Raw genomic sequence first — 13,860 nt, forward strand, 5'->3', positions numbered from 1 at the left:
GCCTGTTCTGGGATTGTCCTCAACGACTGGCTAACTTGTTCTTGCAATTTACGAAACGTTCGTTTCCTGCGTGATCACCAAATTGCTTATGATGAGGTCGCGGTGCACAAATGGACGACGAAAGGCAACACCGTCAGCGTTTTATTAGCCGATCAACAAGCGGTTGGTTTTGTCGCCCAAGGAGATCAAATCAAACTTGGCGCGCAGGCCTTGATCGCCGGGCTCAAACAACGCCACATGACGCCGGTGATGGTGACTGGCGACAACCAACAAGTCGCACTTTCTGTGGCCAAACAACTTGGAATTGCCTCAGATCATGTCCACGCCGAATTGAAACCAGCGGATAAAGCTGCCATCGTGAAGCAGTATCAACAAGCCCATCAAGTTGTCGCGATGGTCGGCGACGGGGTCAATGATGCGCCGAGTTTGGCCCAAGCGGACATCGGTATCGCCATTGGGGCAGGAACGGATGTCGCGCTTGATTCTGCGGATGTGGTGTTGACCCGCAGTGAACCGGCGGATATTTTGAACTTTTTGAATTTGGCGCAGCAAACCGATCGCAAAATGATTCAAAACTTGTGGTTTGGGGCGGGCTACAATATCGTCGCGATTCCGCTGGCAACTGGGCTGTTTGCTGGGATCGGATTGGTGTTGAGCCCGGCAGTTGGCGCGGTGTTGATGGGATTAAGTACCATCATTGTGGCCATCAATGCGCAGACGTTGCGCGTGCACGAAACCGAATAAATCGGGCCTCACTCGAATTTATTTTTCGGGTGAGGCCTGATTTTTGTGTCCGTGTGTTCGATAGAAAGATGAATAGTGCTTCTATATTGAGAAAGTGCTTTGATTACATTATCCATAGATTGAGCGGCTTAAAAGGAAGCGAAAAACATTGCGGAGGTAATTCATATACCCTGCCAGCCAGCGACTATCCACGCGTCATCGCCGGGACCGGCTGGGGGATCGTGGAAAATGTCGGTGGCGACGGCGGCTTGCAACGCCTGCAAGAAGCTTTCGTTGAGCATCGTGGGGATGAATATGCTGAATATTCGCAGTGGCTGGGGGTCACCGAATTTGATCTGCATGCCTTTGATCTGGATGAAATGAATCAACGCTTGAAAAAGATCCCACCAGTTTATCGAAAAGTGTATGAAGCTAACCAACAGCCGAGTGAGGCGATGATCCGCTATATCCAACGTATTTAATATGTAAACCGTCGCTTGGGCCAGGTGTTGGCTCAGGCGACTTTTTTGTTATTGGGCTTGGGCTGCCTTAGTTTTGGCCAGCCATTTTTCCCAGAATTCCTCGATACCCCCGTTTTCCAAGTGGATCACCGTTAACGGGCCGGACTGTTGATCAGTGGCAGTACTTTCCGAGGTAAACAACTCGATGTCATCAAACCACAGCACCAATAAGCTTTGTTTGGCGACGGCCCAGCGCTTGGCCAGCAAGGCATTGATCTCCGTTTTCAACTTGGTGAGTTTCAGCGGAGGCTTAGTGACCTCACCGAAGACGATTTGTTGGATTTGGCCAAACAAAGTCGGCAAGGGGATGCGGTCGTTGAGATAAGCTTTCATCGCCGATTCCAAAGCCGCGCGCTGATTCGTGTAGCCATAGCGTTTGACCCAGTTGCGAAGCGTCCCGATCAAGCGGGTATTCAGGCGGTCCAGTTGTGCTTGAAATGCAGTTTGTTGGCTTTCAGGTACCGCATGGCGCACTTGAACAGGGCCGGTGATTGTGACTTCAGAACCAATGTCGACCTCTTGGTAAAATACTTCTTCAAAAGGCACACAAGCAAGCATCGGGTTATCGTTTGGCGTTTGCGCCCAGTCGATATCTTCAGAAGTGATGTTGAGCTGCATCACGCGCCGGACTTGCGTATGCGTGCCCACGACGATCACCAAGGTGTCCACGCCTAAAATGGTGCCATTGATTTCGCCTTGCATCAGATTCCTCCTATAAGTGATAGAGCTTCAATGAACTCGGCTCCCACACCGGTTCATTGCGGCTGCGCTGGCTTGCCAATCGCTCAGGATCGTAAAATGGGAGCCCCAAACGTTTGAACTCAGCTTTTTGCAATTGGACTTGGTTGAACATGTGTTGTAAATAGCCGGCTTCGTCGCGGCGCTCAAAGTCGTTGGGCTCGCTGGTGATTTGGGTGTCGCGGGCGTCGCTGTATTGAAAATTGGTGACGCGTTGTACATCGATCAGCAAGTATGCGATCGATAAGCGCTCATCAATACTGCGTTCAAATTTGGCGGCTAACGATCGTGCGCCACTAGTCAGTGCCTGGACGCGTTGTTGTTGAAAGGGGCCAAAGGCATGATAGACCTTTTCAAATTGACGACTCAATTCGGCTAAGCTGAGCGTCGCATCCATATAGGCCTCGATACTTGCTTGTAAGTGTGCGACAGTTTTGGGCCAAGTGAGGTCTTGTTTGTGCCGTTCTCGCATGAGCCAATGTTCAAACTTCTGGCCGATCGTATTTCGTTGTTGATGGCGTAATTGTTGGACGAAGTGCTGGTCGGCTGGTTGTTGAATGAGATGACTCTTGACCAAGTGACCATTCAACGTGATCGGCCTCGCATAGCCCAGCGGGAGTTCTGAATGCAGAAATTCTTGGTTGAACTCAGCGAAAATGGTTTGTGTGGGCCAGTCAAGCGATTCAAGCTTTCCGACGCGGGCAAAATTCGTCGCCCCGATGACGACGGCATGAATTGATCTGATTTGATCGTTAGGTAGCAAAAACTGAGTCGTCAAGGCCTCAGCCACAACGCCTCGTACTCGGATTCGCCGCCGACTATGCATGATCATGAGTGACACCTCCTTGACTTTATTATGCGAGCAAGTTGCCGATCTACCAAATTTTTTGTCCTGAAAACCGGATATTTTGTTTAAAAGGTGCTAATTTAAAATACTTGACTTTTATTTTTGGAGGCGTTATCATAAATTCGAATTCAAGGTGGAGATAGCAACTTAGCGCACGTTGCTTGAAACTCTTCGCAACGGGGGGCAGTTCCCCGCAGGCCCAGTGAGACTGATCCGCAGTGGCCCCAGCTTAACTGTTGGTGGGCATTGGATCTCTAGCATCAGAGTACCGGTACTGAAGGGTTCTTCGGAACTCCATGATTACGCCGGATCGCGTTCCTCATGGTGACATGGGAAGCAAGTCGACGTCTGTGCACGAAAGGCAGTGCAAAGCTGATTAGTGACCAAAGTGGTCTAAGGCCAATCCCCTAGGGCTACGCAGAAACGTACTTGGAGCTGTTTGGTAACTGTTTGAACGTAACTGGATATAATTGGCGTCAAAGCCTGAAGCCCACGAAATGGGAGACTGTTTCGTGGGCTTTGTGTGCAGTTGGAGACTTTGAAACTGTCTGATCGGGATTCATAAAAAATCAATTAACAAATCAAACGTTTCTAAAAATATGAATGATATAATATTAGAAATGAAATAAACAGATCAACAAGGAGACCGTGATCGTGATTGGCGCATGGGTGATTCACAAAACATATGGACGTGGTCAGGTAATTGGAATCGATGATCAACAATTGTCGGTGAAATTTGAGGATGGAGCTCAGCGGCAGATGGCGTTAAGCATTGTCATGCCCCGTGGTATTTTGACTTTTGAAGATGATCAGCTGCAGCAAAAGACATTCGCCGAATTTCCAAGCCAATCGCATCAAGTTGCCCAACCCGTTGTAGTTTCGCCAAGCAAGACAACCCACCATAAGCGGCAAAAGTCGGCACCAAAGCTGAAGCGTACGACCGCTTTGAAAATCGCGGATTTAGTTTCGGGAAGGGTTTATACGCATGATGAGATTATCCATACGTTTGTTGTGGCCTCATCTGGCGGGATGCGTCGCTCTCACGCTAATAACGCCTTAGTGCTGCTTTCACGACATCATGCCGACCCTGAACAAAATCCTTACGAAGATCGTTGGGAAGCAGACGGTTTATTCCATTACACGGGAGAAGGACAAGTGGGGGATCAAAGCCTGGATTATCGACAAAACAAAACGTTAAACGAATCTGATCGAAACGGCATTTCCGTTTATTTGTTTGAGTCGAGTCGCGACAATGCTTATGTCTATCGCGGTGAAGTGGTGTTAGCAAAGGCACCGTATCCGGAGCAGGCGCCAGATCGTGATGGCAAGCTGTGGCGGGTGTATAAGTTCCCGCTGCGGGTGAAATCGGCTGAATAAATTGTTGGTTTATTTTGAAGCGAAACTTTTAAAGTTCTGTGCCTAAGCAAGCAGAGAACTTTTTTAATTCGCCGAAAATCATCGGCTCATTTTAAATTTTTATTTTAACCGTCCATAAACGCTGGGTTGACGGCATTTCTTGATTCCTAGAAACTTTTATTAACTGCATATTTGCCGTAGTGACTGATTTTTTTAATTTTCGTGACTGAATTAATCTAAAACTACACCTTTTTATTAAGTTAATACAGATTCCAGAAATAAAGAAACGCTTAAAACTGATTTATCCGCCAAATTGAATAAATATTTATTTTCCATTTTCATTGGCGTTACGCTTTTCATAGGCCATGTTGACACGAACAATTCAACCACCTATGCTCGCGATGGTTGAATGTTGCTGTACTTTTAAGCGGCGTTCACCAATCTTCGGTATAATGGAGGTAGTGAATTTTGGGAGGACGATTATGGCTAAAGGACTATCGCAAGCGCTACGTTCACTTTTGACTGCAATGAATTTAGGCAAAAGCCAAGCCCACCCGCTGGCCGGCTGGACGTTGTTATCCATGCTGTATCGTGATGGCAGTACCGCTAGTGAGCCGATGACCATGAATTATCTCGTCGCCAGATACAATGGGGAGTATTTGGAGCCTGGAGAAAGCCGGGTGGCAGACGAAACCTTGCGTAGCATGATGAAAGTGTTAGTGGAACAAGCCCGTTTGGTGACCAGCTCCACGCGCCGGGTTCGTGAGCGGATGAATTCAGGGAAGTTTCATACGATCCAGTCCGCTATTTACCGCATTAACGCTGCTGGCATCGAATACCTCAAGGCGATGCAGCGCGTGATCGATGCGGAAAACACGGTGGTCGCTTCGACTAAGCGCATCGGCGAATATGTCGCGTTGATCGACAAATTCCAAGCGTATCAAGATTTGCCGACGGACACGATGGCGATGTATGAAGATTTCAACCGGCTTTTAAGTGCTTATGACGACGTGATGAATGGGTTGCGGAAGCTGGATGTGGACTTACATGATATCTCAACTGATTTGGCCTTTGATCGCGTCGGGGATGCGGCGACTCATTTGCGCAAAATGCTCCACGACGACGCGATTCCCGCTTACAGTCAAATGATGAAATCCTCTGGCCGTTTGCAGTGGTTGAACGGCCAGCCGCTCTTTGCCACGATGATCGCCGAGTCGCGCCAAGCCACTGGTAACTTGGACATCAACGTGGCCATCGGCGATCAAGCCGCGCTAGAAATCGAGCGGCGGCAAACTGAGGCCTTTGTCACGAGGCGGTTGAAGGTGATGGTGCAAAGTTTTGACCCGACGACGGCGGTGATCCAAACGAGTTTTGATTCGATTTATTTGCTGTATACGACGTTAGTGGAGGCGACGGAATTGTTGGCGCGCGAATATGAACACGTGCGCGGGCATTCTATCGATTTGCAGGCGTTGACCGAAGACATCGATCACTTGTTGGCGCAAGTTCACCGCATCAAGTTACCCGAACAGTTTCCGGTGCACTTGCCGATGGATCGCTTAGGTAAAGTGGAAATGGCTGAAGTTGAGGCTTTGCCCAAAGACGAGCGCGCAGACAAAATGGCTGACTTAACCGCCACTGTGCGCAGCGACATGCTGGAAGCTGGGAGTATGGACCCGGTGACGCGGTCGATCACTGCGGCGGAACCGAAAGTCGTGACGCTGGCAGATAATCCTGAGGTAGCCAAGGATGTGGATCTCGCCGGGCAAGAACAACAAGCGTTAGCGGAATTCACGAATTTAGTGATGGCGTCTGCGGATACGGCGCAAATCGACCATGATTTGGAATGTCAAAGCGCTTTGGCCCGCGATGCGATCGTCAGTTTATATCCAGCGACGCAATATGCGCAAACCACAGCTTTTGCGGCATTTGGCCGGCCGGTAGTCAAAGCTGCCGTATTAGGCAATCAACCAGTGCGACTGCATTTAGCTGGGGAAGCTTTCGCAGTGGTATTACCGCATGCATTTACCGTTACATTTAGGCAAGGGGGACGTCAAAATGGCAAAGTTGACCAAAGCTGAGCGCGCCGTGATCGAACAATTGCTGACGCATGGCGTGTTCACTGGGACCAAAACTTCGGACATGAAAGCCGGAGCCATGGCTGCCCGCGATGCTTATCAAAAACCTGAAGGCCAGCGCCGCATCAATGGCTGGTTTAATCAAGTGTTCGGTCGTATGCCGCAGTCGTTTCAAGATAATTGGGTGTGGTTGATGGGACCCGGGCAGTTGTCTAGCGCCGAAATCACGGTATTGCTGGCAACCTTAAAAGCCGTGATCAACACCCCGGCGGCGCAAGGCGTGGAAGCCGACCGCGTGATCGAAGCGCGGCCGGTAATCGCCAGTGTCCAAACGGTGACGCCTGAATTATCAGACAAGCAAGTCGGCAAAATGATCGATGACATGCTCGTGCAACGTTTTCAACTGCTGACGCCAGACAATCCAGTGAACGCCGATAGTACCGCGGCAAGTCTTGTGGTAGATGAATATTGGGATGTCGCAGTGGACTTTGTCGCCATTGCCCAATTATTAGTCCAGGCCATGCAAGCGAGTTTACAAACTACCAATGAATCCGTGTCGGCGCAACAACAAGTCAGCGCTTATTTATTGAAACATCGTTATATGGATCAAGATGCAGGCAGTTTGTGGACCACCTTGTTGCAACAAAAGGACCAAATTTCTGCGGTGTGGCAACCACTGCAACGCTTTTATTTGGAAGTCGGGGATGATTACGCCGCGTTATTAGACGCTGATCGCCGGCAGTTATCGTCGCGGCAATATTTTATCGCCTTGGCGGTGGCACGGTCGTTGAAATCCGGCTTGCCAGATGATTTACTAGGCACGCGCATCAAGCAATTGGCCCGGCAACTTTATCCCAAAGCCAATGTGAATCAAACCCAGGTCAAAGCAGAATTGCAACTCAATGGCTTAGCCAAGTGCGTTCATGGCAGTTGGATCGCGACGCCATTAGCGCAACGTTTTGCCATTACTTTGGAGGATGATGATTTTGGAGAATGATTATTTGCATCCGGTGAGTTATCACTTGCGCAACTTCGGTCAATATTTGCAATTGGATCTCGAAGCAGCGACAGCGGGCAACCTCACGCTGTTAGGCGCCAATGCCGTGGGGAAAACCACTTTGGCCAATGCCTTTTACCCCGTGTTGATCGATGGGTCGATCGCCACGCCGAACTTTAACCCGGCGCGTTCTTCGGATACCGTCAGTGCCAACAGCACCAACCCGCGCAATACCACCCGCGATAAGCGGACATTCAACTCGATGTTGTTGGGGTGGGGGCCATCGCAATATCAAGTGCGCACCGGCTACACGTATATGGTAATGGCTTCGACCAAGCGCCAAGTGGTGTTAGGCATCGGTGCGCATCGGCAAACCGATGGCAAAAAGTCTGCCACCTGGTGGTTTGTGTTGGACTCGCGATCAGTGGCTGATTTGACCTGCTTTGATGCGGCAGGGCAGGCATTAGATAAAACTGGTTTTTGCGATGCCAATGCCGGCTTTGGTGAAGAGCTGCAAGTCTTTGATACTTGGCAAGCCTACCGCGGAGCCGTGGCGCGGGATATTTACGGCTTTGATAGCGGCGAAGCGCTGGGCAAGTTAGCCAATGCCTATCGCTTATTAGCATCGCCGATTTTGACTGGCGGCAATGCGCGCTTTGCTCCGATCCCCAATGCCTTGCGCATGGCCCAAGAGCCAATCGATCGCGTGGGGATCATCGAACCGCTAGCCAAATCTCAACAAAACTTAAATCAAACGCTGGCTTTGCAACACGAATTGCAGAATGGCTTAGACCGCTTAGCCCACATTAAAAAGGCGCAATTCTGGGGCAACTTGAATCGATTGAACGACGCTGATGGCTTATTGCCTCAGCACACGAAATTAGCGACGAACCGCGATGCGGCGCTGACGGCAGTGACGACCGCCCAAACCAAAATGGCCCGCTTGGCGGAACAGTTAGACGGTTATCAAGCCTTGCGTGATCAAGCCGACGAGACGCTGGCTAATTTGCAAGAACGCTTGGCCGCGCAAGCCAGCTTGGAACAACAGCGCGATTATTTGGATGCGCAAATTGCTGACTGGCGCGAGCAATTAACCACCTACCAACATCAACTGACGGAAAAAGCTGACGATGAAGCCGTGGTGGCTGATCATCAAAGCCAGTTAGCCGAGCTGGTTGCAAAAGCCAAAGCCTTGCAAACCAAGCAACTAGATCCAGTGATCGCCCAACTGCACGGCTTATCCGCCAATCACACCGAACTGACCCAAGCGTTAGCCGAAACCGACAATGCCAAAATGTTAGCCGGTTTGACTGGTTATTTGACGACCAAACAGCGCCAACTCAAAGATTATCAACATTTGGCGGCAACCATCGCCCAAACTAGCGCTGATGTGGCGTTAGTGGTCGGCATGCAACAAGACATGGGGGCCGCCATCGATCATCGGTTGACTGGTCGGCGCAATGCGTCGACTAATGCCGCCTTGCAAGGCGACAACCAGCGCATTCACGAACAAGGCGCCGCGACGATGAATGCCAAAGTGGCGCAATTGCAGGCCAAACAACAAGCCCTTTTGGCAACGGCGTCGGATTTGAGAGCCTTCATTGAAGCGCCTGATCTGCTGTTACAACTGCAAGATTTGCAAACGGACCTTGCGGATGTGATGCATCAATTGCAAGCCAGCCAGCATCAACAAGAATTAACGCAAGTCAAACTGAATGCAGCGCAAGCGCAGTTGGATAAATTACTGGCTGAAATCGATCCTGACTTTGATCCGTCGGTGGCCGAAACGCAAATTGAGGTGTTGGGGGATGAACGCAATGCCTTGCAATTAGACCCGACCTTAGCGGAACAAGTCGCCAAGCAAAAAGCCCAGATCCAAGATCTCGACGCGGCCATCAACAAGTTGATCCGCCAACACGGGGAAGCCCAAGGTATCGTGAAGTCGCAACAAGCCTTAGCGGATCAAAATACCCAAGACCTTGCCCAAGTCGATGCGCGGTTAGATCGTGACTTAACGTTATTGCGTCAATTTGCCCCAGAAGACGCTGAACTCTCTGATATTTTAGCGACATTGGCCTTTGCCCACAGCAACGGCGCACAAATTCGCGAACATCCCTTCAGTCAACTGGGTTCTGATTTGCGTAATACGCTGTCTGGTCGCGAACATGAACAACCGCTGGATACTTTATTTGATCAACGGGAAGCGCATGAATTTGCTGCGAAACTGCGTGGGGATCGCACTGTCGAAGCCGAAGACTTGTTAGTGGTGCCTTTTGACTTGGGGAAGGCGATCACATTGTTTGAAGACAGTTTGGAAGACTTGCAACAAGCCGTCGCCGAGCGTGAAAGTGGCCAGAATTTGGCCATGCAAACGTATCTCAACGCCGCCGCCATTCATATTTCGCAACAGTATCAATTGATCCCTGAATACAACCAAATGCTCACCGAAGGCATCGATCCCCACGGCATTCGCTTGGCCGTCGACTTGGAACCTTTGCCTGGCAGTACGGAAGCGGCGGTGCATGAAGCTTGCGACTTGCAGTTAAAAGACCGTCCCGCGTTAGCCGCTTTGGTGCAAAATCGCATCGACCGCTTAGTCAATGATCCAGACTTGGCTAGTGATTCGGATGCCTTCATGGACGCCGCCGCCGAGTTGTTGGATACGCGCTTGTGGTCTGAGTTTAAAATTTATATTTACCGCCGCCATTCTGATGTTCGCGAGTTAGTCAACGATGCCTTTGTGCAATCCGGCGGCTCTGGTGCTGAAAAAGCCCAGGCCATGGTGTTGCCATTATTGCTCGTGCCGAAAATGCGCCTGCGCCAAGCGTCCAAACCTGATGCCCCACATTTAGTGATGTTTGATGAATTTGCGGATAAACTCGATCCAGAAACCGCGCGAGCATTCGCTCAAACCATCGACCGCTTCGGCTTTAACTTCATCGCCACCATGCCATCTGGTGCGCAAACTAAAATCTTAGCCGATGGCGTGGCCAATCGCGCTTATGAAGTGTTGGCGCCTGATCGCTCTGATGGTAAATTCCACGCCAATCAAGTGCATGAAGTGATGCAATGGCATGCACCTGAGTCTTTTGAGGCGGGGGATGCCGATGAGTGATTATACTGAAGCGTATGTGCAGGCGACCGGACGGAAGCTGCCAGCGCAGGCTGTAGCCTTAGACCGCTGGTTTGACGCGATGCGCGGCGGTGAATTATTGCCGCCAAGGTCTGTGCAAGCAGTGGAAGCTGGGTTAGTCGGGCACGCGCTGTCTGATCCACAAGTCGATCCAGCGCATTACCGTTACTATACTTGGGTCGTTGATTGGCTAGTGGCTCAAGGCATTGAAGTGCATGAAATGTCTGCGCAGCTGATCGGCATGGCTTTTGTTTCGACAGGGATATTGCAAACGGATCTACCACGTCCGCTGACGTTGAATCCTTGGCAAGTGGATTCGATGTTGGATTGGCCGTTATCGTCGCGTCGGGCGGTAATCATTGAAAATAACGGCGTGTTTATTTGGTTACATCATTTGCATCCGGACTGGCCGTTGATTGATCAAGGCGGTAATGATTTTCAGCCGGCGTATTTGAAGTTGCTGTCGTCTTTAGTACAGCGCGGGTTGGTGGTGACTTATTTAGGTGACTTAGATGCGACTGGCATCCGCATGGCCGATACCTTGCGTCAAGCCTTACCAGATTCGCCGGAGTTCTTGGCCATTCAATCGCCGCGGCAGGTGATGGCGTGGTTGAGTCAGTTTGGTAAAGATGATATTGGGCGCACGCGCGAGCAAACTGTGCGAGATTCAGAGTTGAAGATTGAAATGAGTAGTATTGATCTGCAAGCACAGTTTGTCGAGCAGGAGCAACTGCTGAAGGAGTATGAGCGGTTGATTGCGGCTTGGCTGAAGAAATAAGTCGAGAGGCAATACGATGGCAAAAGTCCCGGAATCTGTGATGGAAATCGGTCGCTCACCGAAGCTTGATGCCCAAAGATGACCGTATTTGGCGTGATGTGAAACCGAGTGATCTGCCGCTATTTGAAATACAAACCAAAAATTGAACCGCGAGTTGAACCTGGTGACGTGTCATGGTATGATTTGGATATTGAAAAACGCCGTGCTACCAACACGACGCCGCAGACCGTTAAAGACAGCTGGCATTGTTATTTGATCAAAGACCGCAAACTCAGCCCGAGCTTACTGGCGGTCTTTTTGTTTGTTCACAAGTTCGATGAGTTTGATCACCAGCCCAATCAGATCTAGTAACAAGACCCCAAAGGATAACATGATGATCAACGCCGCTTCCACGTTCACAAAAAGGTTCCTCCTTCCTCGAGAGTTTGGAAAAAGTGCATAGCACCACCTCACAAGGTTCAGATTTACCAACCGTTTTCAACTTTTTCTGCCCCGATTAGTGTATCATGACACGCTGTTCAGCACATGAAAAGACACCGATGTTTCGGTTACAGTGAAATGAAGATAAAATGATGGCAATACATTATGAAACGCGGCGTGACTCTTTAAATCAGAGGATCATACCGCGTTTCTACTTTGCATTCATACACAGTTTGTTAAATCCCCATTTCAGATTCATTCTGGCCGGTAAACTTTGGTAGAATAGAGCTAAATTGATGTGTTGTACTCCCGGAGTTCTTGACCATTCAGTCACCGCAGCAGGTGATGGCTTCGTTAAGTCAGTTTGGCAAAGAGGATGTTAGCCGCATGCGCGAACAAACGGTGCAAGATCCTGAATTGCGGATCGAAATGAGTAGTGTTGATTTACAAGTGCAATTTGTGGAACAAGAACAGTTGCTTGGGGAGTATCAGCGGTTGATTGCGGCGTAGCTGAGGAAAATGCGATTATGAAGTGGTCAAAGAGCAACTTAAGCGGATCGGTGTCATGGAATTCTATGACGTGAATTTCTCTTATATCGATCGTGATACCCAAGAAGAAATTTTTGTTGGTGTTCCTGAACAAGCTTCAACGACCTTAATTCCAGTGGGAACTGAAAAGCCTGGTTTTGTGTACACAGTTCAGCGTGACGCACGTGAACGGTTAAGCTTATTTAAGTTAGAAAGCCAGTGTATGGCTGGCAACGGTCGCCTTGAGAAACCGGCTTAGGCTCGAATCCACAAGCAAGAGAAGCGATGGATACAGCGATGAGGTTACTGCAATCCAGCTACGGGAGTATCGATCAGCGTCTGGCGCCGATGCATCGTGATTTTGTGATCCATGTGGCAAATTTGAATGGTACTGAGATGACTGGTCGGTTGGCCTTATCCAGCTACATTGCGTTGGTTTCGATTGGTACTGCTCGACCGACGATTGATAGTTTTGCGGTGCTTGGTGAGGTAACAATCAGTGGGGCCGCGGCCAAACTGGATGATCTTGCCGATCAGCTCCAAATTGCTAGTGACAGTGGGGCTAAAAATATTTTGTTGCCAGTCAGTGCCACCTGATTTAATGGCAAAGTTTAATTTAAATTTCTATTGCACTGCGCAAGAAGCAATATTCAAAGCACTAGGCGTCAACTAAGCTATCGGAGGCAGTCAGGTGTCAAAAATAAGTGAAAGTTGCCTTCGAAAATTGGTAGTTGAATAAAATTAATTGCTTGTTTGCATGTTAACTAGGGGATAAAGGAATAGTTATGGGATATAAAAGAACTAGTGTTACCAAGGCGATTGTTCAAGCATTACGATCAATTGGCGGCATTGCCTCACGAGAAAAACTGCATACATTAATTGCTGATGATGAAAACAGCGGCTTTAGCTATAAAGATGTCTTTGAAAAAGTTACGTCTCGCAACGGCAATCAGTACACACCGTTTAATTTTGATTTTAATTTTAGTGTTCGCGAACTTTCAGTGATTGAATACATTGAGCCAGTTCATCGTGGTGCCAGTCTAGTATTAACTGAACTTGGTCGGACGGCAGATCTGACACATTTTCCGTCAGCAGAGCAGCAGGCTAAGATGACGGCATACTGGGAGAATAAAAAGCAACGCCGAGCACAGAAGCAAGTAGAGGTGGCAAGCGATGATACTGTCGATCCTGTTGATGACGATGATATCACCGATTGGCGTATTCAATTATTGCAACAACTCAAACAATTCTCCCCAGCAAAGTTTGAAAGCTTTGCTCGAATGCTGGTTTCTCAAATGGGTGTGACAATCGATAAAAATCGCGGCATTGTCCAATCGGGTGATCATGGTATTGATGGGTATGGTTATTTTGAATCTAATGAGTTCCGTACTATTCGGGTGGCTATTCAAGCGAAGCGCTATACAGACACCGCGGTTTCGGAGCCTGAAATTGATAAGTTTAAAGGCGTGATGGACGGCTTCAATGCTGAGTATGGAATTTTCATTACGACGACATACTTCACACCTAAAGCCAAGGCTAAAGCGGTCCAAGGAAATCGTACTGTGACATTGGTTGATGGCCAGCGAATTGCTGATTTGGTTGCGCAGTATGAACTTTATGTGCAGCCTGTTCAAAGCTATACTCTTGACGATTATTACTTTGAACAGGATTAAGGTCACTTCTGCGCGAAAAAAATCGAGTTTTGAGCGAATGTTCTGTACAGTTGAAGGTTGTGTTTGAA

Annotated in this window: 14 protein-coding genes; 11 read left to right on the forward strand and 3 right to left on the reverse strand. The window is 49.1% G+C overall.

Annotated elements, in window-relative coordinates; genetic code table 11:
* Together FD01_RS07510 and FD01_RS16830 are read left to right on the forward strand one after the other, a co-directional pair.
* Positions 1-744: HAD-IC family P-type ATPase (locus tag FD01_RS07510; RefSeq protein ID WP_156647285.1), on the forward strand; the 744-nt coding region annotated here is incomplete at its 5' end.
* Positions 745-812: 68 nt separating this feature from the next.
* Positions 813-1,205 carry an IS1096 element passenger TnpR family protein gene (locus FD01_RS16830; protein WP_082611758.1) on the forward strand — a complete coding sequence of 131 codons (393 nt, stop codon included), beginning with the start codon at positions 813-815 and terminating at the stop codon, positions 1,203-1,205.
* Between the two features lie 48 nt (positions 1,206-1,253).
* Here the strand turns inward: FD01_RS16830 and FD01_RS07520 are convergent, their stop codons facing one another.
* Positions 1,254-1,946 (reverse strand): hypothetical protein, encoded by a 693-nt coding sequence (locus FD01_RS07520; protein WP_054714082.1) that lies wholly within the window; start codon positions 1,944-1,946, stop codon positions 1,254-1,256.
* 10 nt (positions 1,947-1,956) lie between these two features.
* The gene (locus tag FD01_RS07525; RefSeq protein WP_056963528.1) at positions 1,957-2,814 is read right to left on the reverse strand and encodes a hypothetical protein; all 858 of its coding nucleotides are present in this window, start codon (positions 2,812-2,814) and stop codon (positions 1,957-1,959) included.
* Positions 2,815-3,588: 774 nt separating this feature from the next.
* Here FD01_RS07525 and FD01_RS15700 point away from each other — a divergent pair.
* The 5 genes from FD01_RS15700 to FD01_RS07550 all read left to right on the forward strand — a co-directional run bounded on the left by FD01_RS15700 (position 3,589) and on the right by FD01_RS07550 (position 11,171).
* The gene (locus FD01_RS15700; protein ID WP_162257349.1) at positions 3,589-4,206 is read left to right on the forward strand and encodes an SRA domain-containing endonuclease; all 618 of its coding nucleotides are present in this window, start codon (positions 3,589-3,591) and stop codon (positions 4,204-4,206) included.
* Between the two features lie 461 nt (positions 4,207-4,667).
* Entirely contained in the window at positions 4,668-6,266 is a 1,599-nt protein-coding gene (locus FD01_RS07535) for a hypothetical protein (protein WP_056963530.1), read from the forward strand.
* Positions 6,244-7,260, forward strand: coding sequence for a hypothetical protein (locus FD01_RS07540; RefSeq protein WP_056963532.1), 1,017 nt, complete (start codon positions 6,244-6,246; stop codon positions 7,258-7,260). The genes FD01_RS07535 and FD01_RS07540 overlap by 23 nt, the downstream gene beginning before the upstream one ends.
* Positions 7,250-10,375 carry an SbcC/MukB-like Walker B domain-containing protein gene (locus FD01_RS16605; RefSeq protein WP_225436226.1) on the forward strand — a complete coding sequence of 1,042 codons (3,126 nt, stop codon included), beginning with the start codon at positions 7,250-7,252 and terminating at the stop codon, positions 10,373-10,375. Before FD01_RS07540 ends, FD01_RS16605 begins: the two co-directional genes overlap by 11 nt.
* Entirely contained in the window at positions 10,368-11,171 is an 804-nt protein-coding gene (locus FD01_RS07550) for a DUF2399 domain-containing protein (protein WP_054714051.1), read from the forward strand. The genes FD01_RS16605 and FD01_RS07550 overlap by 8 nt, the downstream gene beginning before the upstream one ends.
* Before the next feature lie 282 nt (positions 11,172-11,453).
* Here FD01_RS07550 and FD01_RS16610 read toward each other — a convergent pair whose 3' ends face one another.
* The gene (locus tag FD01_RS16610) at positions 11,454-11,570 is read right to left on the reverse strand and encodes a putative holin-like toxin (RefSeq protein WP_225436227.1); all 117 of its coding nucleotides are present in this window, start codon (positions 11,568-11,570) and stop codon (positions 11,454-11,456) included.
* 408 nt (positions 11,571-11,978) lie between these two features.
* On the opposite strand from FD01_RS16610, the gene FD01_RS16835 reads away from it, so the two are divergent.
* The 4 genes from FD01_RS16835 to FD01_RS07565 all read left to right on the forward strand — a co-directional run bounded on the left by FD01_RS16835 (position 11,979) and on the right by FD01_RS07565 (position 13,792).
* Positions 11,979-12,101: a hypothetical protein gene (locus FD01_RS16835; protein WP_263862596.1), complete on the forward strand. Its 123-nt coding sequence runs from the start codon at positions 11,979-11,981 to the stop codon at positions 12,099-12,101.
* A gap of 55 nt (positions 12,102-12,156) precedes the next feature.
* Positions 12,157-12,378 carry a hypothetical protein gene (locus FD01_RS07555; RefSeq protein ID WP_152164701.1) on the forward strand — a complete coding sequence of 74 codons (222 nt, stop codon included), beginning with the start codon at positions 12,157-12,159 and terminating at the stop codon, positions 12,376-12,378.
* A gap of 26 nt (positions 12,379-12,404) precedes the next feature.
* Positions 12,405-12,716, forward strand: a complete 312-nt coding sequence (locus FD01_RS07560) for a hypothetical protein (protein WP_054714046.1) — start codon at positions 12,405-12,407, stop codon at positions 12,714-12,716.
* A gap of 188 nt (positions 12,717-12,904) precedes the next feature.
* Entirely contained in the window at positions 12,905-13,792 is an 888-nt protein-coding gene (locus FD01_RS07565) for a restriction endonuclease (protein ID WP_054714043.1), read from the forward strand.
* The last annotated feature ends 68 nt before the right edge of the window (positions 13,793-13,860 follow it).

The sequence above is a fragment of the Lacticaseibacillus manihotivorans DSM 13343 = JCM 12514 genome (assembly GCF_001435035.1).
Classification (GTDB): Bacteria; Bacillota; Bacilli; order Lactobacillales; family Lactobacillaceae; genus Lacticaseibacillus; species Lacticaseibacillus manihotivorans.

Coding starts and splice junctions, on each gene's coding strand:
- FD01_RS07560 (WP_054714046.1), top strand. CDS start 12,405: ATGGATACAGCGATGAGGTTACTGCAATCCAGCTACGGGAGTATCGAT.
- FD01_RS07520 (WP_054714082.1), bottom strand. CDS start 1,946: ATGCAAGGCGAAATCAATGGCACCATTTTAGGCGTGGACACCTTGGTG.
- FD01_RS07535 (WP_056963530.1), top strand. CDS start 4,668: ATGGCTAAAGGACTATCGCAAGCGCTACGTTCACTTTTGACTGCAATG.
- FD01_RS07550 (WP_054714051.1), top strand. CDS start 10,368: ATGAGTGATTATACTGAAGCGTATGTGCAGGCGACCGGACGGAAGCTG.
- FD01_RS16835 (WP_263862596.1), top strand. CDS start 11,979: ATGCGCGAACAAACGGTGCAAGATCCTGAATTGCGGATCGAAATGAGT.
- FD01_RS07555 (WP_152164701.1), top strand. CDS start 12,157: ATGGAATTCTATGACGTGAATTTCTCTTATATCGATCGTGATACCCAA.
- FD01_RS16830 (WP_082611758.1), top strand. CDS start 813: ATGAATAGTGCTTCTATATTGAGAAAGTGCTTTGATTACATTATCCAT.
- FD01_RS15700 (WP_162257349.1), top strand. CDS start 3,589: ATGGCGTTAAGCATTGTCATGCCCCGTGGTATTTTGACTTTTGAAGAT.
- FD01_RS07565 (WP_054714043.1), top strand. CDS start 12,905: ATGGGATATAAAAGAACTAGTGTTACCAAGGCGATTGTTCAAGCATTA.
- FD01_RS07525 (WP_056963528.1), bottom strand. CDS start 2,814: ATGATCATGCATAGTCGGCGGCGAATCCGAGTACGAGGCGTTGTGGCT.
- FD01_RS07540 (WP_056963532.1), top strand. CDS start 6,244: ATGGCAAAGTTGACCAAAGCTGAGCGCGCCGTGATCGAACAATTGCTG.